The sequence below is a fragment of the Pseudidiomarina insulisalsae genome (genome assembly GCF_003987065.1).
Classification (GTDB): domain Bacteria; phylum Pseudomonadota; class Gammaproteobacteria; order Enterobacterales; family Alteromonadaceae; genus Pseudidiomarina; species Pseudidiomarina insulisalsae.
In genome coordinates this window covers 35,861-58,964 of record NZ_PIPY01000011.1, presented here as the reverse complement: position 1 = coordinate 58,964, position 23,104 = coordinate 35,861, and the positions used below count along the sequence as shown (strand labels likewise).

The following is a 23,104-nucleotide window of genomic DNA, read 5'->3' as shown; positions in this document are numbered from 1 at the left end:
TTCTTAGTGAATTAAAACGACTTTACATATTTGGATAATTCGGACCACCAGCACCTTCTGGAGTTACCCAGGTAATATTCTGGCTCGGATCTTTAATATCGCAGGTTTTACAATGAATACAGTTTTGCGCGTTAATTTTAAATACTGCTTCACCATCTTCCTCAACCACTTCATAAACCCCGGCAGGGCAGTAACGTTGCGCTGGCTCGGCATATTCAGGCATGTTGACGGTTAGCGGAATTTCAGGATCTTTCAGCTTCAGGTGACACGGCTGATCTTCTTCATGGTTGGTATTGGAGATATACACTGAAGACAGACGATCAAACGTTAATTTATTATCAGGCTTCGGATAATCAATGGGCTCATAGTGAACGGCCTTGCCAGTGCAGGCGTAATCGGCAGTTTCATCCTTAAAGGTAAACGGCAGTTTACCGCCGAACCAATTCTGGTCGATGGTGTTATAGGCGCCGCCCACCCAGGTACCGAATTTGTGAATCACGGGTCCAAAGTTGCGTGAACGATAAAGCTCGTCGTAGAGCCAGGAAGCTTTGAACTTCTCAGAAAAATCGCTAAGTTCAGCAGCCGGCTGCTCGGTATTCAGCGCTTCAAATATTGTTTCAGCGGCCAGCATTCCCGACTTCATTGCCGCGTGATTACCCTTAATCTTGGCAAAATTCAGCGTACCGGCGTTACAGCCAACCAGAATACCGCCGGGCATGGTCATTTTCGGCAGCGAGTAAAAGCCACCTTTGGTAATTGCGCGGGCACCATAGGTAATACGTTTGCCGTTTTCCAGTACTTTGGCAATCTCCGGATGCGTTTTAAAGCGCTGGAATTCCTGAAATGGATTCAGGTAGGGGTTGGCATAGTTCAGATCGACAATTAAGCCCAAATAGACCTGACCGTCTTCAGCATGGTACAGATAACCGCCACCGGTAGCGTTGTCATTTAATGGCCAACCAGTGCTGTGAACGACCAATCCTGGTTGATGTTGCTCGGCGGGGACGTCCCAGATCTCTTTAAAACCAATCGCATAATGCTGCGGTGAGCTCGATTCAGCGAGGTCAAATTCAGCTTGCAGACGCTTGCCTAAATGACCACGGGAGCCCTCGGCGAAAACCGTGTAGGTGGCGCGTAATTCCATGCCCGGTTCGAAGCTGTCTTTCTTTTCACCGTCAGCACTGACACCCATATCGCCGGTAATAACGCCGGCAACCCGGCCGTCTTCAATGATGACATCGGCAGCAGGGAAACCCGGGAAAATCTCAACGCCCAGCGCTTCTGCCTGTTCAGCTAACCAGCGACAAAGGTTGCCCATGCTGGTGATGTAGTTGCCTTCATTGTGAAACGTTTTCGGTACCATGAAGTTGGGCAGACGACGGGCCGAGTCAGCGTCTTTGAAATAAAAGATATGATCTTCGGTTACCGGCGTATTCAGCGGCGCGCCTTTATCTTTCCAGTCAGGGAAGAGTTCATCCAGTGCGCGAGTCTCAAACACTGCGCCGGAAAGAATATGGGCACCGACCTCAGAGCCTTTTTCGACCACGCAGATCATGCGCTCCTGTTCCTGCTCCTGCGCGAGTTGCGCCAGGCGAATGGCGGTGGCCAGTCCGGCCGGACCGGCGCCGACGATCACCACATCAAATTCCATACTTTCGCGTTGCATAGTGGACTCCTGTTTTTGCTGTAAGCGAGTAACTAGTGACCTGCTAAGGTCGCTGTTAGTCGCTCACCTAATTGTTCTGCAGGTAATGCAGAGGCAAAATAATTCCCCTGCGCTAAAACACAATCTCGTTGTAATAGAAAATCAATTTGCTGTTGATGTTCAACGGCTACTGCGATCACCTGACTATGCGAATTCTGCGCAAGTCGGATGATGCTTTCAACTAATTCTGTGGGGATTGCCTGGCTTGGCATATCCGCCACAAGTTCCGGTGATATTTTAAAACAGTGGGGCGGACACTGTTGCATCGCTTTTAACAGACAGTTTGATACGCCGCTTAGCGTTACACAAATGCGTACACCGGATTTTTTCAATTTTTCTACGGTACTATGGTGGCTCTGGCATAGCTGCAGATAAACGCTCTCTTCGATTTCTATCTGCAAATGTTCCGGCTGTAATTGCGCGCGTCGTAGATGCTGGTGAATCAGTTCACTTAATTCCGGCATGGTCAGTTGTCGCAGCGAGAAATTAAGGCTCATCAGTAATGGGCGTTGCAGTTGCTTATGCCAGTGCCGGAGCTGCTGACAGGCTGACTTGATTATAAATTCGGTCACTGAAAAGACCAGGCCGGTCTGCTCCATTAAATTTAGAAATTGCGCCGGGGCTAAGGTTCTTTGATCGCTGGTACGCCAGCGCAGCAGTCCCTCGACGCCATAGGCGCGATGCTCGCGCAGGTGAATAATCGGCTGATAATGCAGTTCAATCTGTTGTTTTTCCAGCGCCAGGCGCAGTTCATGCAAGCGTTCTCGTCGCTGTTTCAGTGCCAGCTGCTGGTCGGGATGATAGGTGGCGATGCCAAAAAAGCCCTGCTGCTTGGCCCAGTAAAGCGCTGTGTCGGCATGATGCAGCAGCTGCTCCTGCTCGTAGTTGGCATCCTTCGCAAGGGCGATGCCAATAGAAACGGAGCAGTAGATTTCGTGTTGCTCGATAAATAGCTGCGGACTGATAGCTTCCCGAATCGCGACGGCCAATCGCTCAGGATCATTGCCAGGATCAGTGACCTGCACCAGCGCGATAAAAGTGTCGATGCCCGAGCGCGCCAGGTAGGCATCTTGTGGCAATGCCTTATTAATGCGCAGGGCAATACGTTTCACTATTTCATCACCAAAAGGGTGACCCAAGGCATGATTCAGCTCGCGAAATGAATCAATACTGATGGTTAGCAGCGCCAATTTACTGTGTTGTTCTTGTGCCAGCGGCAACTGCTCGTTCAGATAATGTTCCAGCCCATTGCGGTTCGCAAGTTCGGTCAGCGCGTCATGATCAGACAGAAACAGCAGTTTAGCCTCGGTGGCATGCAGTTTTTGCAGCTCGGCACCCGCGCGTTTCACCTGGCTCAGGCGTTGTTGTAGCAGGTCACGTAAGCGATGCGAGCGCCAGCCCAACAGCAGGCCACCCATGGTCAGTGCCAGTCCGCCAAAAAATACCAGCTCGGCACTGACGGAATACATGGCGTCGAGGCGCTCTTGGGTCGGCCAAAGCTCCAGATACCAAAGATTGGAGGCAAACTTTAACGGTACCTCGCTACTCCAGTCGTCACGTAAGGCATCATTGCCAGCGAAGCGGTAGATGGTTTGTTCATCGAGTCGTATGGCAACCTGGTAACCTTCAGTGATTTCACTACGTACCACCGAGTCAAACAGATGATGTACATCGATGACTAAAAGCAGGTAATGACGCTGCTCAGCAGTGGCAAATGACTTGGCAATCACCACGTCTGAGTTTGAATTTGACAGCGCGGCTGCCGGAGCGCTAAGGGCGTGCGGAGCGTCACCAGCCTCGCTCAGTAGGGGTGCTATGGGCGTGTCGATAAATGAGGTCGCATCAAGCAACTCAGCGCGTGAACTGAAGCGCTGAAATTGCAGCTGAAAATTCTCATCCAATACCAGTACCCGCTCAATTGACGGGTAGTAAAGAAATAACGCCCTGGCTTCGTCCGCAAGATTCGCCAGCGCGTTGTCAGCGTCACGTTCAACGTTGCGGGCGGTCAGTTCAGTAACAAAGGCGTAACTGAGCATCCGTTGTCGAAACTGATGCTCAAGTTGTTGAGTGTCCATAGCCAGGCGCTGGCGGATGGTTTGCTCTTCTGAGTGCAGAATAAAGCGCGTCGAAATAATTGTCAGTAACACGCCCACTGCGGTGATCAGAAGAAGGTTGCGAACCAGTTGCCAGCGCCGTTGCATTGCCAGGTCTCTTAATTCTGCAGCTCAGGGCGATCGGCAAACTCTGCTAAGGCTTCAGGGTTTGCCAGGGCGTCGGTATTTTTTACCTGCTCGCCATGGATCACCTGCCGCACTGCAAGCTCGACGATTTTTCCGCTAATGGTACGCGGAATGTCTTTGACCTGAGCTATCACCGCAGGCACGTGGCGCGGCGTAGCATTGGCGCGGATGGTTTTGCGGATCTGCTGCTGCAGCTCGTCATCCAGCTCAACCCCCGGGCGTAGCCTGACAAACAACACCACGCGTTCATCGTCCTGCCAGCGTTGGCCAACCGCGATACTTTCAAGTACTGCGTCGACCTTTTCGACCTGACGGTAAATTTCGGCGGTACCAATGCGCACGCCACCGGGATTCAGCACAGCGTCAGAGCGACCATAGATAATCACGCCGTCATGATCGGTCAGCTCAGCGTAGTCACCATGGGCCCAGGTGTTCTCGAAACGATCGAAGTAGGCGTTGAAGTAACGTTGCCCGTCAGCGTCATTCCAAAAGCCGATAGGCATGCATGGAAAGCTGTTGCGGCATACCAGTTCACCTTTTTCATTGCGTACCGGCTCACCTTGCTCGTTGAAGATCTGTACATCAAGACCCAGGCCGCGGCACTGCAGTTCGCCCCGGTACACAGGTAAAACAGGACAACCCAGCGCAAAGCAGGAAATAATATCGGTACCACCGGAGATGGAAGAGAGACAAAGATCTTCTTTAATGTCGCGGTAGACATAGTCAAAGCTTTCCGGTGCCAGTACCGAACCTGTGGTCAGAATGGCACGTAAATCTTCAAGATCATGGCTTTCACGCGGTTTTGCTTCGGCTTTTTCCAGCGCCGAGAGGTATTTCGCGCTGGTTCCGAATACACTGATGCCTTCTTCATCGGCAATATCCCAGAGAATCTCCGGCGCCGGGTAAAACGGCGAACCGTCAAACAGGACTAAGGTTGCACCTTGTGCCAGGCCGGAGACCAGCCAGTTCCACATCATCCAGCCACAGGTCGTAAAGTAGAAAAACACATCGTCGCGCTGCAAGTCGGTATGCAGGGCATGCTCTTTCAGATGTTGCAGCAGGGTACCACCGGCGCCATGGACGATGCATTTGGGTACGCCTGTGGTGCCGGAACTGAACATAATGTACAGCGGATCATTGAAGTCAGTAGCGACAAAGTTAAGCGCTGGCGTGTCCTTGCTGTCGGCAATGACGTCATGCCACCAGGCACTGCGCTCTGGTAACGCCGGTGTTAAGTTCGCGAAGTCAACATACAAGGTATGTTCAAGCGTCGGTAGCTCGGCACGAATGGCGTCGGTTTTTTCTTTGATATCCAGCGTTTTACCGTTATAGAAGTACCCATCTACGGTGACCAGCAGCTTCGGTTCGATCTGGCCGAAACGGTCCAGTACGCCTTGCACGCCAAAGTCCGGCGAACAGGAGGACCAGATAGCGCCTAAACTGGCGGTCGCGAGCATCGCGACAATGGTCTCGCAACAGTTTGGCATCATCGCCGCGACGCGGTCGCCTTTGGTGATGCCGAGTTCTTTCAGGTGCTGCGCGACCAGGGCAACCTGGCGGTGCAGTTCATGGTAACTGATCTCTTTGCGGGTGCCGTTCTCACCGCGAAATACCAGTGCCGCACGATGATCCTGATGACGCATCAGGTTCTCGGCAAAGTTCAGCCGCGCGTCGGGAAACCAACGGGCGCCCGGTAACTTGTGTGGGTCCTCGACAGTGCGCTCGCCAGCATCGCCGATCACCTCAAGGTAGTCCCAGGCGTAGCGCCAGAAATCGGCACTGTGTTCAACAGACCACTGGTGCAGATCGTGATAATTCGCCAGCGCCAGTTCAAAGTCCTGATTGACGCGTTGCATGAAATGGGTGATACGCGCGTTGGCGATGATATCGGCGTTCGGTTGCCACAGCATTTTCGTTGTCATTTTCGGGCTCCCAGTTAACTCGCTTGTTTGGCCAGTTCAGCAATGGCGACATTGGAACGTGGCTGTTGTCCTAAGGCGGAACAGATGCGCTGACCGGCGCGAATGAGTGCCGCCAGATCAATACCGGTAGTGTAGTCCATGCCTTGCAACATATAGACGACGTCTTCGCTGGCCACATTGCCGCTGGCGCCTCTCGCATAGGGGCAGCCGCCGAGTCCGGCCACGGCACTGTCGATGGTACGTACCCCCATTGGCAGACAACTGGCGATATTGGCTAATGCCTGACCATAGGTATTGTGAAAGTGCAGGGCAAGCTGCTCCATCGGCACTTTTGCTGCGACGGCGGCCAGCATTTGCTGCGCTTTCACCGGTGTACCGACGCCGATAGTGTCGCCTAAGGAAACCTCATAGCAGCCCATCTGATGCAGTTTTTCTGCCACCCAGGCCACCTGTTCAGGGGCAATTTCACCATCGTAGGGACAGCCTAAGACACAGCTGACATAACCACGTACGCGAATGTCGGCGGCGCGCGCCGCCTCTACCACCGGGGCGAAACGCTCGAGACTCTCGGCAATGGAGCAATTAATGTTCTTCTGGCTGAAACCTTCTGAGGCGGCACCGAAAATTGCCACCTCATCGGCGCTGGCGGCCAGCGCTGCTTCGAAACCTTTAAGGTTCGGCGTTAATGCGGCGTAGGTCACACCGCTTTTACGCTGGATGCCGGCAAATACGTCGGCACTGTCGGCCATTTGCGGCACCCATTTCGGACTGACAAAGGAGCCGGTTTCAATGTAGCTGACACCGGCGGCGGTCAGGTCATTGACCAGCTGAATTTTATCCGCAGTGGTGACCGCCTGTTCGTTTTGCAGACCGTCGCGCGGACCTACCTCAACCAATTTGATCGGTGTTGCTGTCATAGTCAGGCCTCGTCTGCTGTAATGCTTATCAGTTCTGCACCGTCGCTGACCAGATCACCCGCGGCATAAAACACCTGATCAACCTCACCGGCGTAGGCCGCGCGAATGGTGTATTCCATTTTCATGGCTTCCATAATGACCACGGCTTGATCCGCTTCAACCTGGTCGCCCGGCTGTACCAGCACTTCAACAATGGTGCCGTTCATGGGCGCGGTCATTGAGCCCGCCGGACCTTCCTGTGCCAGCGTATCGGCCACCAGATGACGAGCGAAGCGCACGCTGCGCTGCTGTGAGAACACCGTAATGTCATGCTCGGTGTGCATGACATACACACTAAAGCGATGCTCGCCACGGCTGACCTGCAGTTGATCACCTTGCAGTTGGGCCTGCCAGATCGCGTCACTGAACGAACTCTTCCAGCCGTTGCCGCTGGCGCTCAGGTTGACCACATAGTCAGTGTCGCCGTGTTGTAGCTGCAGGCTAAACTGCGCTGGCTGGTTTAGACGGAAATTGCGGGCATGGCGCCACACATCATGTTCTGCCGCTTGCTCAATCAGATTTTCAGCCAGCGCCGCCATCACCGCATAATCTTCAATTGTCTGCGCCTCTTGCTCAACGAACAGCGCGTCATGGTGCGTTTCAATAAAGCGGGTGGTCAGCTCAGCGCGCTGAAAGTCGGGATGACGACCGATGGCGCGTAAAAAGTCGATATTGGTGCGCACACCGGCAATACGATAGTCGTCAAGCGCGCGCAGCAAACGCCGTAGCGCGATGGTACGGTCTTCGCCCCAGACAATCAGTTTGGCGATCATCGGATCGTAGAATGCACTGACTTCGTCACCTTCGACCACACCGCTGTCGATACGAATGACCGCCGAGCTGGCAGGTGTGCGCAGGTGGTGCAGGGTGCCGGTGCTGGGCAGAAAGTCGTTGTCAGGATCTTCGGCGTAAATACGCGCTTCAAACGCGTGACCACTGAGACTGATCTGGTCTTGCGCCAGCGGGAGTGTTTCGCCACTGGCAACCCGTAACTGCCATTCCACCAGATCTTGTCCGGTGACCATTTCGGTGACCGGGTGTTCGACCTGCAGACGGGTGTTCATTTCCATGAAATAAAAGCTGTTATCGGTATCGAGCAAAAACTCCACCGTGCCAGCGCCGACATAGTCAATTGCCTGCGCCGCGCGTACTGCAGCTTCACCCATCGCCTGCCGGGTGCGCTCACTTAACGCCGGTGCCGGGGCTTCTTCAATGACTTTCTGATGGCGACGTTGCACTGAGCAGTCACGCTCGGCCAGATAAACAGCGTTACCATGCTCATCACAGAACACCTGGATCTCAACGTGACGGGGCCGGGTAATGTATTTTTCAACCAGCATTTTGTCGTTGCCGAACGCCGCTTTCGCCTCGCGCTTGGCCGACTGCAGGGCCTCGTTGAACTGTTTTGCCGACTCGACCACGCGCATACCTTTTCCGCCGCCACCATAGGCAGCTTTCAGGAGTACCGGGTAGCCAATGGTGTCGGCTTCTGCGGCCAGTTTTTCAGCGCTCTGTTCATTACCATGATAGCCCGGCACCAAAGGCACATCGGCTTCACTCATGATGGACTTGGCGGCACTTTTTGAGCCCATCGCAGCGATCGCGCTGGTCGGCGGGCCGACAAAAATAAGGCCGTTGTCGGCACAGGCATCGGCAAACTGCTCGTTTTCCGACAAAAAGCCGTAGCCCGGGTGAATCGCATCGGCGCCGGTTTGTTTTGCCGCGGCAATAATTTTGTCAATCACCAGGTAGCTTTCAGCACTCGCTGAAGGACCAATATGGATGCTCTCGTCAGCCAGTTGCACGTGTTGGGCGTGACGGTCCGCGTCGGAATAGACTGCGACCGTACTAATCCCCATCGCACGGGCGGTACGCATTATGCGACAAGCGATCTCGCCGCGGTTTGCAATTAGCAATTTAGTAATCATTGCGAATCCTTTTTCCACTTCGGGCTGCGTTTTTCAAGAAACGCAGATAAACCTTCCTGACCTTCGTCGGAAACGCGAATTTTGGCAATACGCTCAATGGTCAGCTGCTGACTTTGCTCACCAATCGGCTGCTGATCGATGTCAGCAATCAGCTGCTTACAGGCGCTGACAGCGGCAGGGCTGTTCGCCATGAAAATCGCCAGAAAGTCGGGCAGGGCGGTGTCCAGATCGTCAACCACCTCGTGCACCAGACCCATCTGCTGTGCCTGCCCGGCGCTAAAACGTTCAGCGGTGAGCATATACCGACGTGACTGTCGGGTGCCGATGGCGCGCATGACGTACGGGCTGATGACGGCCGGAATCAGGCCAATTTTAACTTCGCTCAGACAAAAGCTGCTGCGCGGCTCTGCTAAAACCAGATCGGCACAGGCAGCCAGTCCGACCGCCCCGCCAAATGCGGCGCCCTGTACCAGCGCGATGGTCGGTTTGGATAAATCATCGAGCGTGGCCATCAGGCGTGCCAGCTCACCGGCGTCGGCCAGGTTCTCGGCGTAATTTTTATCCGCCATGGAGCGCATCCAGCTAAGATCAGCGCCAGCTGAAAAATTGCGACCGTTTGAGCGTAGCACCAGCACGCGGCTGTTGCTGTCCTGATCAACGCGCTTAAGCGCATCAATCAGTTCATTGATCATCACGTCATCGAAGGCATTGTGCACGTCAGGCCGGTTGAGAGTAAGTGTCGCAACGCCGTCCGCATGACTGAGTGTAATATAGCGATAATCCATAATATCCTCCGTTTACATGCGGAATACGCCGAATTTCGTTTCGGCAATCGGGGCATTGTTCGCAGCCGCCAGACTCAGGCCCAGTACCGTACGGGTCTGCGCCGGATCGATGATGCCATCGTCCCACAGCCGTGCTGAGGCGTAGTAGGGGTGCCCTTGTTTTTCGTATTGCTCAATGATCGGCTGTTTCAGTTTTCGCTCTTCTTCGGCCGACATGGTTTCGCCTTTGCGGGCGAGGTTGTCTTTGGTTACCTGCGCCATGACTCCCGCAGCCTGCTCGCCACCCATGACAGAAATGCGGGCATTCGGCCACATGAACATTAAGGTTGGATCGTACGCGCGACCGCACATGCCATAGTTACCGGCACCATAGCTACCGCCAATCAACACTGTGAATTTCGGTACCTGCGCACAACTGACCGCGGTCACCATTTTCGCGCCATGCTTGGCAATACCTTCGGCTTCGTACTTTTTACCCACCATAAAGCCGGTAATATTTTGTAGGAACAGCAGCGGAATTTTGCGCTGCGCACAGAGCTCAATAAAGTGCGCGCCTTTTTGCGCGGACTCTGAGAACAGAATACCATTGTTGGCGACAATCCCCACCGGGTAACCGTGGATACGGGCAAAGCCGGTCACCAGGGTGGTACCGTAATTCTGTTTAAATTCATCAAAATCAGAGTCATCGACGATACGGGCAATCACTTCATGCACATCATAAGGTTTGCGCAGGTCAGTACCGACAATGCCATATAACTCATTACTGTCATAACGCGGCGGTTTGACCTCTGCCGGTTGCAACGGCTGCGCGGGCTGGTAGTTCAGCCGGGCGACAGAGCGGCGCGCCAGTGCCAGAGCATGCTCATCATTCATGGCATAATGGTCGGCAACGCCCGAGACACGGGTATGCACGTCTGCACCGCCAAGCTCTTCGGCCGAGACTTCTTCGCCGGTAGCAGCTTTCACCAACGGCGGGCCGGCAAGGAAAATAGTACCTTGCTCTTTGACGATGATGCTTTCGTCAGCCATCGCCGGAACGTAAGCACCGCCAGCGGTACAAAGGCCCATCACCACAGCAATTTGCGGGATGCCTTTAGCTGACATATTGGCCTGATTGTAGAAGATGCGGCCAAAGTGGTCGCGATCAGGAAAAACTTCGTCCTGGCGTGGCAAAAAAGCGCCGCCCGAGTCGACCAGATAAATACATGGCAGTTGGCAGCGCTCGGCGATTTCCTGCGCGCGTAGATGCTTTTTCACGGTCAAAGGGTAGTAGGTACCACCTTTCACCGTAGCGTCGTTGGCGACGATCATACACTGCACGCCTTCGACGGTGCCGATACCAGCAACTACGCCGGCGGCAGGTACGTCATCTTCGTAACAGTCCCATGCTGCAAACTGACCGACTTCAAGAAACGGCGAGCCACTGTCGAGCAACTTCTCAATACGCTGGCGGGCCAGTAACTTACCGCGCGCCAGATGACGCTCCTGATACTTCGGACCGCCACCTTGTTTGATGGTCTCAACCTTGCTGTAGAGGTCGTCAACGACCTCCTGCATAGCTTTGGTATTGGCGAGAAAAGTCTCGTCTTTTGGATTAATCGAGCTGGTTAATACCGTCACAATCAGACTCCTGTTTAGACTGATTCACTGAACAGTTCACGACCGATCAGCATGCGGCGAATTTCTGAGGTTCCCGCCCCAATTTCATAGAGTTTGGCGTCGCGCAGCAGACGTCCGGTAGGGTATTCGTTGATGTAACCGTTACCACCGAGTAACTGAATAGCGTCTAACGCCAATTGCGTCGCCAGCTCGGCTGCATACAAAATTGCACCGGCGGCATCTTTACGGGTGGTTTCACCACGGTCGCAGCTTTGCGCTACCGCGTAAACATAAGCGCGGGCAGCATTGGTACGGGTGTACATGTCAGCCACTTTACCCTGAATCAGCTGGAACTGACCGATACTCTGGCCGAACTGCTTGCGATCATGAATGTAAGGGACGACAACGTCTAAACAGGCTTGCATGATACCTAACGGGCCTGCTGCCAGCACCGCGCGCTCATAATCCAGACCACTCATCAGCACTTCGACACCGCGATCGAGTTCGCCGAGGATATTCTCTGCAGGCACTTTGCAGTCTTCAAAGACCAGCTCGCAGGTATTGGAGCCGCGCATGCCCAGCTTGTCGAGCTTCTGTGCGGTACGAAAACCCGGGTAGTCTTTTTCAATGATAAAAGCAGTGATACCGCGCGAGTTTCGCTCCGGGCTGGTTTTGGCATAGACCACCAACACGTCGGCATTCGGACCATTGGTGATCCACATTTTGTTACCGTTCAGCACGTAATGATCGCCTTGCTTGTCAGCGCGCAGCTTCATGCTGACCACGTCAGAACCGGCGTTTGGCTCACTCATTGCCAATGCGCCAACATGCTCGCCGCTACATAGCTTAGGCAGGTATTTTTGTTTTTGCTCTTCAGTACCATTACGGGCAATCTGGTTGACACAAAGGTTGGAGTGGGCACCGTAGCTTAGGCCCACCGACGCCGACGCGCGGCTGATCTCTTCCATGGCAATCACATGCTCAAGATAACCCAGGCCCGAGCCGCCGTATTCTTCCGGAACCGTCATGCCCAGCAGGCCAAGCTCACCGAATTTTTGCCAGAGATCAGCAGGGAAGTCATTCGTTTCATCAATTTCTGCCGCACGCGGGGCAATCTCATCACGTGCGAACGCATTGACGGTTTCACGAATCATATCGGCGGTTTCGCCAAGGCCGAAATTTAAACTACTAAATTGGCTGATCATATTTACTCCTGACTAACTTCTACAGATTTGGGGGCGGCGCTTTGTAACTCATTCAGCTCATCGCGGCAGCGTTCTTCTAAATTCCCCAGCTCAACTAATAAAACTTTAATGTCTTCAAGCTGCTGATGCAGTGACGCGCGTTTGTCATCAATCAGCTCAAGGACCGTATGTAACTGTCGGACACTACTGTTTTCGACGTCGTACAGATCAAACAAACGCTTGGTCTCGGCCAGCGAAAAGCCCAGCCGTTTGCCGCGCAAAATGAGTTTCAGGCGCACCCGGTCTTTATTGGTATACAGACGCGTCTGCCCCTGCCGCGAGGGAGTCAGCAGGCCCTGGTCTTCGTAAAAGCGAATACTGCGCGTGGTAATGTCGAATTCGCGGGCTAATTCGCCGATGCTGTAGGTGGTGATATCGTTCATTTGTACTTGCATTGTGTCCGGTTAGAGCGTTAAGCTTAAATCAAGTTGACGTTAACGTAAAGGTAAGAACTGCGAAGGCGTTAGTGGATATTAGATATTGGTTACTGCTTTGAAATAACTAACATCCAATAACCAATAACGCTTTAGGTTTTCAATATCCAGTAATCGATAACCAATAACGCTTTCGCCTTTAAAGGAGTTTTTATGTCTGATTCTGTTGTGATTGTTGCTGCTAAGCGTACCCCTATGGGCGGTTTCCAGGGGAACCTGAGTGCTGTGGATGCGACCCGCCTGGGCGCTGCTGCTATTGAAGCCGTGGTTGCTGAGAGCGGTCTGAAGCCGGAAGATGTGGGTGAAGTCATTATGGGTAACGTGCTGCCGGCCGGGCTGGGTCAGGCGCCGGCGCGACAAGCGTCGTTGTATGCCGGATTACCACAAAGTGCGGGCGCAACCACCATTAATAAGGTTTGTGGTTCGGGCTTGAAAGCGGTGATGTTTGCCCATGACCTGCTGAAAGTGGGTTCTGCGGATATCGTCGTGGCCGGTGGTATGGAGAGCATGTCCAATGCTCCTTACTTAATGAAAAAGGCACGCGCTGGCTATCGCATGGGCCATGATGCCATTTACGATCATATGATGCTCGACGGTCTTGAAGACGCGTACGAGGGTAAGGCCATGGGCACTTATGCACAGGGCACGGCCGATGAATACAAATTGGATCGTGAAGCGATGGATGCGTTTGCCATTGAGTCGCTGACGCGTGCTCAGAACGCCATTGCCGAAGGTGCGTTCGCCGCAGAAACGGTGGACGTCACCTACAGTACCCGTAAAGGTGAAGTGACGGTCAGCATTGACGAGCAGCCGGGCAAAGGCATGCCGGAAAAAATTCCTAGCTTGCGTCCCGCTTTTGCTAAAGAAGGTACCATTACTGCGGCCAATTCAAGTTCAATCTCCGACGGCGCTGCAGCGCTGGTGCTGATGCGTGAAAGTGAAGCGCAGGCGCGTGGCTTAACGCCACTGGCGCGGGTCGTGGGCCATGCCACTCACTCGCAGGCACCGGCTGAGTTTACCGTGGCGCCAATTGGCGCGATGAACAAATTACTGGACAACATTGGCTGGGACAAAGATCAGGTTGATCTGTGGGAAATTAACGAAGCCTTCGCCATGGTAACGATGTTGGCGATGCAGGAAATGCAGCTTGATCACGCCAAGGTGAACGTACACGGCGGAGCCTGTGCATTGGGTCATCCAATCGGTGCCAGCGGTGCGCGTCTGTTAGTGACTTTACTGCATGCACTGAAGCGCCACGAGAAGAAACGTGGCGTCACCTCATTGTGCATTGGTGGTGGCGAGGCGGTCGCAGTCGCTGTCGAGATGCTTTAAGCAGCTGGACGACGCGAGGCCAGGTAGACGGCGCCGGCCAGAATAGCGGCGCCGATAGCAAGCCGCAGCCAGTCGACGTTCTGGCCCCAGAACAGGAAGTTCACCAGCAGTCCCGCCGGAATCAGCATATTGTTCATGGTCGCCAACTGTGCCGTATTGACGCGCTTGGCGGCCATATTCCAGGCGAGATAGCCAATACCCGAAGCGCCAAGGCCAAGCCACATCAGCACGCCCCACTGTAGCGGCGTGTCCGGGCGCAGGTCGAAGTTGGCAAAAGCGGCCATGGCCAGGCCGGTGGTGAGCGTGGCACCGATGAAAAACAGCGCAAATACATGCAGTTGATTACGCGCGTCACCCAGTGGCAGGCGTTTGTAGAACACCTGGCCTGCGGCAAAACACAGGTTGGCGCCCTGGATCAGCAAAAAGCCGGTGAGAAAGCTTTCACTCAGTGGGTTGAAGCGGATGACCGCAGCTCCGACTACGGCGAAACCGGCAGCGGCCCACCAGCGTAAGGGCAAGTGTTTACGCTGGAATATGACGTCGTCAATCAGGGTCACATAAAGCGGCGTAAAGATGGTAAACAGCAAGACCTCGGCAACACTGAGGAATAAAAAGGCGTGGTAGAGCAACAGGTACATGATGCCGATCTGAATGGCACCGATACCGGCCAGGGCAAGTTGTTGCGGCAAGCCTAAGCGGCTGGGGCGCCATAAGGGTAGAAACAGTGCCAGGGCAAGCAGCATACGGATAAAGACGGCAATGTAACCGTCGACCTGACCAGCAAGGAATTCGCCAATCAGGGAAAAGCTGGCAGCCCAGAGCAGGGTTACGGCCCAAAGAATCCACATGTCCGACTCCTAGATTTGTGGTTGATGGCTGTCGCGGTAATCACTGGGCGCGACGCCCATGACTTTTTTGAATAACCGGGAAAAATAGTAGGGGTCGTCAAACCCCAGGTTCTGCGCAATCGTGCGTACCGTGTCCGTGCTGGTATCGAGCTGCTCACAGGCCAGCCTGATTTTCAGCTGATTAAAATAGCGCATGGGCGAAGTACCCGTCACCGCTTTGAATTTTTTGGCAAAATGAAAGCGTGAAAGACCAGCGACTTCGGCTAAATCAGCGAGGTCCAGATCGCGATGGCTATTGTCTTGCATGAACCGTTCCAGCGCAAGCAGGTCGAAATCATGGGCTTGGTGTGCTGCGGTGGCAAGCTCCGGCAGCTGGGCGACCAGGTGTTGTAATAAGGTGGCGGCAAGCACGGCTCGCTGGCGCTGCCAGCGCTGATGCTGCAAATTCAGTAGATCAGTGACCACCGGCAGCAGGCTTTGCCAATGGTGCAGAGTAAGGACAAATTGTCCGGGCTCATGTTCGGCCCCCTGTAGACCAAGGAAGTCCATGCTTTGTGGCGCTGCCTGACCACTGTAGTGAACCCAGTAAATACTCCAGGGCTGTTGCGCGTCGGCCTCGTAGGCATGCGCCATGCCGGCGGGTAATAGCAGTAGCTGACCGGCTTGCAGACTGCCCTGAACATTGCCCTGCGGGGTCTGAATGCGGTAATGACCGCGCCCGCGATGGCAAAATATAAGCAAATAATCAGTGTGGCGTGCGCGATTCACCCGATGGCCGTGCGCTTCCAGATAATGGCCGTAGGCCAACGGATAAAAATGCTGGCTCAGTGGATGACTGGCCAGCATGTCCGTCAGTTCCAGCGGTAACACAACGCGGGAACTGCCGGGTGGCAAGGGCCAGCTGGAGGGTTGGCTCATAATAAGAATGCTGCCTGAAAGAGTTGAAATAACAATTTTGTCCATTATAGGGGCAAAATCGTCAATGTTAAAGCGACCCGTACAGTGCTTAAATACGGGCCAGCAAAAAAGTCAGAACAATGAGGTAAATCCCATGACTAAAAAAGTACCCCTTTATATTAATGGTGAGTTCGTTCAGTCCAAGTCTGAAAAGTGGATTGATGTCACCAACCCGGCGACGCAGGAAGTGATTGCCCAGGCACCTTGTGCCACCCAGGAAGAAATGGAAGCCGCGGTAGCAAGCGCGAAGAAAGCCTTCCAGACCTGGAAAGAAACGCCGGTCTCCGAGCGCGCACGAGTCATGATGCGCTATCAGGCGTTATTGAAAGAACATCATGATGAAATTGCCGAAATTCTTGCCAGCGAAACCGGCAAGACCTTTGATGATGCCAAAGGCGACGTCTGGCGCGGTATTGAAGTGGTTGAACATGCGGCCAATATTCCGTCATTGCTGATGGGTGAAACGGTCGAAAATGTTGCCCGTAAAATTGATACCTACAGCTTTACTCAGCCGTTAGGCGTCTGTGCCGGTATTACGCCATTTAACTTCCCGGCCATGATTCCGCTGTGGATGTTCCCATTGGCAATTGCCTGCGGTAATACCTTTATTCTGAAACCATCTGAGCAGGATCCGTTAACGCCAACCCGTCTGGTTGAGTTGTTTGAGCAAGCGGGCGCGCCAAAAGGCGTACTACAGGTGATTCATGGCGCCAAAGATCAGGTCGATTTCATTCTTGACGAACCAGCGATCCGTGCTATTTCATTCGTGGGTTCAGTGCCTGTTGGACAATACATTTATCGTCGCGGTACTGAGAACATGAAGCGCGTACAGGCCTTTGCCGGCGCCAAGAACCACTGTGTGATCATGCCAGACGCGAACAAGAGCCAGGTCATCAGTAATCTGGTAGGCGCTTCAGTAGGTGCTGCGGGCCAGCGTTGTATGGCGATTTCAGTCGCAGTGTTCGTCGGTGCGGCGAAAGACTGGATTCCTGAAGTTGCAGCAGAACTGAAAAAAGTGCGTCCGGGTGCGTGGGACGATGCTGATGCAGCCTTCGGTCCATTGATCAGCCCACAGGCGAAGCAACGTGTTGAAGACTTCATTAAGCAAGGTCAGGAAGAAGGTGCAAACCTGCTGGTCGACGGCCGTGACTGCAAAGTCGAAGGCTTCCCGGACGGTAACTGGGTTGGCCCCACCATGTTCAGTGACGTGACCACCGACATGGAAATCTATAAAAACGAGATTTTTGGTCCGGTACTTTGTGCCACCAGCACCGATACACTGGAAGATGCGATTGAGTTGGTTAATGCCAACCCGTTTGGTAACGGCACCTCAATTTTCACCGCCAGCGGCGCTGCTGCACGTAAATATCAGCATGAAGTTGAAGTCGGTCAGGTCGGGATTAACATTCCGATTCCGGTACCGCTGCCATTCTTCTCGTTCACTGGCTGGAAGGGTTCATTCTTTGGTGACCTGCACGCCTACGGCAAACAAGCGGTGCGTTTCTACAGTGAAACCAAGACCATTACCGCGCGTTGGTTTGAAAGCGACATCGCTGACGCCAGCGGCCCGAATATGACCATCCACTTGAAGTAAGGGGTGAACCATGGATTTTAACTTAACTGACGATCAACAGGCCTTTGTCGATACCGCCAAAGCCTTTGCTGAAAAAGAGCTGGCCCCTTACGCTGGCGAGTGGGATGAAACCTCCCACTTTCCGCTGGAAGTTTTCCGTAAAGCCGGCGAGATGGGCTTTATGGGGATGTACACGCCGGAAGAGGCGGGCGGCTTTGGTATGAGCCGTTTAGACGCCGCGCTGATTTTCGAGCAATTGGCGATGGGCTGTACAGCAACGACTGCCATGATGACGATTCACAACATGGTGACCTGGATGATCGGCTCCTTCGCTAAGCCCGAAGTGATTGAGCAGTGGGTACCTGAGTTGGTAACCGGTGAAAAACTGGGTTCCTACTGTCTGACGGAGCCAGGTGCAGGTTCGGATGCGGCCAGTCTGCGCACTACCGCGAAAAAAGAAGGCGATGAGTACGTCATTAATGGCTCTAAGATGTTTATCTCCGGCGCCGGCAGCACGGACGTGCTGGTTGTCATGGCACGCACCGGCGAAGCCGGGCCAAAAGGCGTATCGGCCTTTGTCGTACCAGCCGATGCCGAGGGCATCAGCTATGGCAAAAAAGAAGCCAAAATGGGCTGGAACGCCCAGCCAACCCGCCTGGTAACCTTTGAAGATGTACGTATTCCGGCAGCAAACCTGCTGGGTGCTGAAGGTGAAGGCTTCAAGTTTGCCATGATGGGTCTTGATGGTGGTCGGATTAATATTGCGGTATGTTCAGTCGGTACGGCGCAGGCAGCGCTGGAGACCGCGCGCAACTATATGCTTGAACGGACCCAGTTTGGTAAAGAAATTGGTCAGTTCCAGGCGTTGCAGTTCAAGCTTGCTGATATGGCTACCGAGCTTGTCGCCGCACGGCAGATGGTGCGGTTGGCGGCGTTTAAAGTCGATAACAATGACGCGGACAAAACCACCTACTGCGCCATGGCAAAACGTTTCGCGACCGACGTCGGTTTCCAGGTCTGTAACGAAGCACTGCAAATTCATGGTGGCTACGGCTACATTAAAGAGTATCCGCTTGAGCGGCATGTGCGCGATGTGCGCGTGCATCAGATCCTCGAGGGTACCAACGAAATTATGCGGGTGATCATCGGCCGGCGCTTACTTGCAGACATCGATCGCGCCATTCTGTAAGGCAGACCAACGAATCAAGGTTAAGGAGTTCCTATGAGCGTAGTGCAATTCGAAGAACGTGAAACTCGTTGTGGTAAGCGTATCGGGATTGCCCGGTTGAATGCCGAGAAGTCACTTAACGCGCTGAGTCTGGAGATGATTCAGCGCCTGCAGCCGCAACTGAACGAGTGGGCCGGCGATGATGACATCGCCGCAGTCTGGCTTGAAGGTGCTGGTGAAAAGGCATTTTGTGCAGGTGGCGATATTGTTGCGATGTACAAAGCAATGAAAGATCAGCCCGGTGAACTGGTCGACGAGGTGGCCGACTTTTTCAGCCAGGAATACCGGCTTGACCATACGATTCACTGTTACCCCAAGCCATTTGTGGTCTGGGGCAACGGTATTGTAATGGGCGGCGGCATGGGGCTGATGAATGGCGCCAGTCACCGTATTGTCACGGAAAATTCACTGTTGGCGATGCCGGAAATTAGCATTGGTTTGTACCCGGATGTCGGCGCCACGCATTTTCTCAATCAGATGCCGGACGGTTGTGGCTTGTTCCTCGGTTTAACCGGCGCGCATATGAACGCTACGGATGCGCTGTTTCTGAAGCTGGCGGATCACTTTGTCGCCAGTGACAATAAAGAAGAAGTACTTTCGGCATTGTCAGATATTCAATTTGGCGAGACCCCGAGCCTGAATCAGCAGAAAGTGACCGATGTGCTGGCAGGCTTTGGCGAGGGCGACAGTAAGTTACGTCCTGCCGCTCAGGTAGAGCCACACCATGATCTGATTAAGAAGCTGACCGACGGTGATGATGTAGTGGCGGTCGTTGATGCGATTACCAGTCACGAGTCAGATGATAAATGGTTAAGCCGGGCCAGCAAAACCCTGGCGAACGGCTGTCCGATGACGGCACATATTGTCTGGAACCAGTTGCATCTGGGCAAAGACCTGAAACTGGCGGACTGCTTTAAATTAGAACTGACCCTGTCAGTGAAGTGTGCGACCCGTGGCGACTTTGCCGAGGGCATCCGCGCCTTACTGATTGATAAAGATAAACAGCCGAAATGGCAGCATGAAAATGTTGCTGCGGTGGATGCCGAAGAAGTCGACGTGTTTTTTACCTCGCCGTGGGAAAAAGACGAGCACCCGCTGAATGATTTAGGCTGTCAATAATAACGAGGGAACACGATATGGCAAAAGTTGGCTTTATTGGACTTGGCAATATGGGCGGACCGATGGCCGCCAATCTGGTCAAGGCCGGACATGCGGTGACAGTTTATGATTTGTCAGAGGCAGCATTGCAACAGGCGCGTGAAGCCGGTTGTAGTGTCGCTAGTGAGCTCACTGACGTGACCACCGGCGCAGACTTTGTAGTTTCGATGCTACCTGCCGATCATCACGTTGAAGGCGTGTATCTGGGTGACAAAGGCCTGCATAAGGTGCTGGATACCAAAACTTTGGTCATTGACTGCAGCACCATCAGTGCCGAAACCGCGCGTAAGCTCAGTAAAGAATTGGCTGCCAGCCAAATCAGCTTTATCGACGCACCGGTATCGGGCGGCGTTGGCGGCGCGAAAGCCGGCACTCTGACCTTTATCTGTGGTGGCGATGAAGCAGCTGTTGATAAAGCCCGCGATGTACTGAATGCCATGGGCAAAAATGTCTTTCGTGCCGGCGACGCTGGTGCGGGGCAGGTCGCGAAGATCTGCAATAACATGCTGCTTTCGGTGTTAATGGCCGGCACTTCAGAAGCGTTGCAACTGGGCATTGCCCATGGGTTGGACCCGAAAGTGCTGTCAGAAATTATGCTGCAAAGCTCGGGCCGTAACTGGACGCTGGAAGTCTACAACCCGTGTCCGGATGTCATGGAAAACGTGCCATCGAGCAACGGCTACCAGGGCGGTTTTATGGTCGACCTGATGGCCAAAGACCTGGGCCTGGCGCAGCAGGCGGCGCTGCGTAGCGGCGCAAGTACGCCCATGGGCTCGCTGACGTTGAATCTTTATCGTAGTTGGGCACAACTGGGTCATGGCCGGGAAGACTTTTCCAGCATTTTCAAGTATGTTACGCCGCAAACTAAGAAGTAGGAGCATTGGATGGATATCGCAACGAGTACAATCGTTATTACCGGTGGCGCACAAGGGCTAGGCCGTGCCATGGCCGAGCATTTTGCTGCCGCAGGTGCGGCGCTGGCGCTGATCGACATGAATCAGGAAACGCTGAATGAAGCCGAAGCACTGTGCCGCGAGAAAGGCGCCAGCAAAGTCAAAGGCTACGTCGCAAACGTGACCGACGAGCCAGCGGTGGAAGGTGTATTCAACGACATCGTTGAGGACTTTGGCGCAATTAACGTACTGATCAATAACGCCGGTATTTTACGTGATGGCATGCTGATCAAATGCAAAGACGGCGAAATTACGCATAAAATGCCGCTGCAGCAATTCCAGTCAGTGCTTGACGTGAACCTGAGCGGTAGCTTCCTGTGTGGTCGTGAGGCCGCGGCACATATGGCCAAAGCTGGTAACGGCGGGGTCATTATTAATATTTCCAGTGTTGCCCGTGCGGGTAATATCGGCCAGACCAACTATGCCGCGACCAAAGCTGGTGTGGTCGCGATGACCGTTACCTGGGCGCGCGAATTGGGTCGGTTTGGTATTCGTTGTGGTGCTATTGCACCTGGCTTTATCGAAACACCCATGACAGCAGCAATGAAGCCGGAAGCTATTGAACGTGCGTTGAGCATGGTACCGCTACGCCGTTGGGGACAGCCGGATGAAATTGCGCACAGCGCACGCTACATTATTGAGAATGACTTTTTCAGCGGTCGTGTGGTAGAAATAGACGGAGGCGTCCGACTCTAACCGACTGCAATGAGAAAATTACCCCCATTAAATGCATTAAAGGCCTTTGAAGCTGCCGCGCGACATTTAAGTTTCACCCGTGCTGCGGATGAACTTTTTGTCACGCAGGCAGCAGTGAGTCACCAGGTCAAAGGCCTGGAAGATTTTTTGGGGGTAAAACTTTTTATCCGCCGCAACCGCTCGTTGTTGCTGACCCCCGAAGGCCAGACTTATTACCTTGAACTGAAAGAGATCTTCGATCACTTAGTCCAGGCTACGGAACGCCTGAAAAGTGCCTCGGAGCGCGGCTCGCTGACCATTAGCTTACCACCGAGTTTCGCCATCTTATGGTTCGTGCCTCGCCTGAGCCGCTTTCGCGAAGCCTATCCCGAAATTGATGTGCGCATTCGCGCGGTCGACGAAGTCGATGGCTCATTGACCGACGATGTTGATGTCGCAATTTATTATGGTGCCGGCAAATGGCCCGGTCTTAAAGCCTACAAGCTGCATAATGAGTACTTGTTGCCGGTTTGCTCACCGCTTTTATTAAATGGTTCAAAACCGTTACGCGAGCCCAAAGATCTGTTGAATCACACGCTATTGCATGATGAAACGCGCAACGCCTGGAAAGACTGGTTCAAGTTAGTGGGGATTGATAAAAATAAAGGTGATAACGGTCCCATTTTCAGCCATTCGAATCTGGCGTTAAAAGCAGCGGTGCACGGGCAGGGTATTGCGCTGGCGAATAACGTGCTGGTCAAACCGGAAATTGATGCCGGGCACTTAATTCAGATATTCCCTGAAGTATTACCGCGCGAGAAAGCTTTTTATCTGGTTTGTCGTGACTCTCAGGCAGAAATCGGTAAAATCGCCACCTTTCGCAACTGGCTGCTGAAAGTAGTTGAAGAGGAAGAAGACGCCTATGAGTGACGCACAGCGGGTGGCGATTCAGCGCGATAATCCTGAAGGTGCCATACGCATTCTGTTTGCCCATGGTGCCGGCGCTGGACTGCAAAGCGACTTCATGCAATTTTTTTCCCTTGGGCTGGCGTTGCATGATATTGATATTGTGCGGTTTAACTTCCCGTACTGGCAGAAGTTTATGGACAGCGGTGTACGCCGGCCACCGAACCCAATGCCGCAACTCGAACACTGCATGCGTACCGTCGCTGCGCAATTTGACGATGACCGGCCACTGTTTGTCATGGGTAAGTCGATGGGCGCGCGGGTCGCCTTTCGCGTTGCCGACGAAGTAGGTGCGCAAGGCGCCATTGGTTTGGGTTTTCCCTTCCACCCGCTGGGCAAGCCCGACAAGTTACGTATTGACGATCTGGCCAACCACTGTGCGGCCAACCTGATCCTTCAGGGCGAGCGCGATGGCTTTGGTAAACCTGCTGAAGTAGCGGGTTATCGTTTACCTGAGAATGTTCAGTTGCATTGGTTAAAGCACGCGGACCATAGCTTTGAACCGACCAAACGTAGTGGAATTGAGCGGCGCGCGATGTGGCAGAGTGCCATTGATAAGGTCGTCGATTTTGTCACCAGCCGCCAGGCAACCTCTTAAGCA

General features: G+C 53.7%; 19 protein-coding genes. 8 read left to right on the top strand and 11 right to left on the bottom strand.

The features are described from left to right. Positions 1–22: 22 nt before the first annotated feature. From CWI71_RS10510 to CWI71_RS10470, 9 genes are read right to left on the bottom strand one after another with little or no spacing between them, the layout of a single operon-like run. The gene (locus CWI71_RS10510; RefSeq protein WP_126755230.1) at positions 23–1,666 is read right to left on the bottom strand and encodes an electron transfer flavoprotein-ubiquinone oxidoreductase; all 1,644 of its coding nucleotides are present in this window, start codon (positions 1,664–1,666) and stop codon (positions 23–25) included. 32 nt (positions 1,667–1,698) lie between these two features. After that, the gene (locus tag CWI71_RS10505; RefSeq protein WP_126755229.1) at positions 1,699–3,906 is read right to left on the bottom strand and encodes a putative bifunctional diguanylate cyclase/phosphodiesterase; all 2,208 of its coding nucleotides are present in this window, start codon (positions 3,904–3,906) and stop codon (positions 1,699–1,701) included. An 11-nt stretch (positions 3,907–3,917) separates the two neighbouring features. Next, positions 3,918–5,867, bottom strand: a complete 1,950-nt coding sequence (locus CWI71_RS10500; protein ID WP_126755228.1) for an acetoacetate--CoA ligase — start codon at positions 5,865–5,867, stop codon at positions 3,918–3,920. A gap of 14 nt (positions 5,868–5,881) precedes the next feature. Next, positions 5,882–6,784: a hydroxymethylglutaryl-CoA lyase gene (locus CWI71_RS10495; protein WP_126755227.1), complete on the bottom strand. Its 903-nt coding sequence runs from the start codon at positions 6,782–6,784 to the stop codon at positions 5,882–5,884. A 2-nt stretch (positions 6,785–6,786) separates the two neighbouring features. Next, positions 6,787–8,751, bottom strand: a complete 1,965-nt coding sequence (locus CWI71_RS10490) for an acetyl/propionyl/methylcrotonyl-CoA carboxylase subunit alpha (protein ID WP_126755226.1) — start codon at positions 8,749–8,751, stop codon at positions 6,787–6,789. After that, positions 8,748–9,536 (bottom strand): enoyl-CoA hydratase-related protein, encoded by a 789-nt coding sequence (locus tag CWI71_RS10485; protein ID WP_126755225.1) that lies wholly within the window; start codon positions 9,534–9,536, stop codon positions 8,748–8,750. Before CWI71_RS10485 ends, CWI71_RS10490 begins: the two co-directional genes overlap by 4 nt. A 12-nt stretch (positions 9,537–9,548) precedes the next feature. Next, a complete protein-coding gene (locus CWI71_RS10480; protein WP_126755224.1) occupies positions 9,549–11,156 on the bottom strand; it encodes a carboxyl transferase domain-containing protein in 1,608 nt (535 codons plus the stop codon). A gap of 14 nt (positions 11,157–11,170) precedes the next feature. Continuing rightward, the gene (locus tag CWI71_RS10475; protein ID WP_126755223.1) at positions 11,171–12,340 is read right to left on the bottom strand and encodes an isovaleryl-CoA dehydrogenase; all 1,170 of its coding nucleotides are present in this window, start codon (positions 12,338–12,340) and stop codon (positions 11,171–11,173) included. A 2-nt stretch (positions 12,341–12,342) separates the two neighbouring features. Further along, positions 12,343–12,762 (bottom strand): MerR family transcriptional regulator, encoded by a 420-nt coding sequence (locus CWI71_RS10470; RefSeq protein ID WP_126755222.1) that lies wholly within the window; start codon positions 12,760–12,762, stop codon positions 12,343–12,345. 204 nt (positions 12,763–12,966) lie between these two features. Here CWI71_RS10470 and CWI71_RS10465 point away from each other — a divergent pair, with 204 nt between their 5' ends. Continuing rightward, a complete protein-coding gene (locus CWI71_RS10465; protein ID WP_126755221.1) occupies positions 12,967–14,145 on the top strand; it encodes an acetyl-CoA C-acyltransferase in 1,179 nt (392 codons plus the stop codon). On the opposite strand, the gene CWI71_RS10460 is transcribed toward CWI71_RS10465, so the two are convergent. Both CWI71_RS10460 and CWI71_RS10455 read right to left on the bottom strand, forming a co-directional pair. Next, positions 14,142–14,993 carry an EamA family transporter gene (locus CWI71_RS10460; protein WP_126755220.1) on the bottom strand — a complete coding sequence of 284 codons (852 nt, stop codon included), beginning with the start codon at positions 14,991–14,993 and terminating at the stop codon, positions 14,142–14,144. The two genes, CWI71_RS10465 and CWI71_RS10460, sit on opposite strands and share 4 nt — an antisense overlap. Before the next feature lie 9 nt (positions 14,994–15,002). Continuing rightward, entirely contained in the window at positions 15,003–15,911 is a 909-nt protein-coding gene (locus CWI71_RS10455) for a helix-turn-helix transcriptional regulator (protein ID WP_126755219.1), read from the bottom strand. A gap of 133 nt (positions 15,912–16,044) precedes the next feature. Here CWI71_RS10455 and CWI71_RS10450 point away from each other — a divergent pair, with 133 nt between their 5' ends. Genes CWI71_RS10450 through CWI71_RS10420 form a run of 7 tightly spaced genes read left to right on the top strand, consistent with a single transcriptional unit; the run spans position 16,045 to position 23,101 of the window. Then, entirely contained in the window at positions 16,045–17,544 is a 1,500-nt protein-coding gene (locus CWI71_RS10450; RefSeq protein ID WP_126755218.1) for a CoA-acylating methylmalonate-semialdehyde dehydrogenase, read from the top strand. Between the two features lie 10 nt (positions 17,545–17,554). After that, positions 17,555–18,712, top strand: a complete 1,158-nt coding sequence (locus CWI71_RS10445; RefSeq protein ID WP_126755217.1) for an acyl-CoA dehydrogenase family protein — start codon at positions 17,555–17,557, stop codon at positions 18,710–18,712. A gap of 33 nt (positions 18,713–18,745) precedes the next feature. Further along, a complete protein-coding gene (locus tag CWI71_RS10440; protein ID WP_126755216.1) occupies positions 18,746–19,870 on the top strand; it encodes an enoyl-CoA hydratase/isomerase family protein in 1,125 nt (374 codons plus the stop codon). 17 nt (positions 19,871–19,887) lie between these two features. Further along, entirely contained in the window at positions 19,888–20,784 is an 897-nt protein-coding gene (gene mmsB, locus CWI71_RS10435) for a 3-hydroxyisobutyrate dehydrogenase (protein ID WP_126755215.1), read from the top strand. A gap of 9 nt (positions 20,785–20,793) precedes the next feature. After that, positions 20,794–21,558, top strand: coding sequence for an SDR family oxidoreductase (locus tag CWI71_RS10430; RefSeq protein ID WP_126755214.1), 765 nt, complete (start codon positions 20,794–20,796; stop codon positions 21,556–21,558). A gap of 9 nt (positions 21,559–21,567) precedes the next feature. Next, positions 21,568–22,467: a transcriptional regulator GcvA gene (locus CWI71_RS10425; RefSeq protein WP_126755213.1), complete on the top strand. Its 900-nt coding sequence runs from the start codon at positions 21,568–21,570 to the stop codon at positions 22,465–22,467. Next, entirely contained in the window at positions 22,460–23,101 is a 642-nt protein-coding gene (locus CWI71_RS10420) for an alpha/beta family hydrolase (RefSeq protein ID WP_126755212.1), read from the top strand. The genes CWI71_RS10425 and CWI71_RS10420 overlap by 8 nt, the downstream gene beginning before the upstream one ends. Positions 23,102–23,104 lie beyond the last annotated feature (3 nt).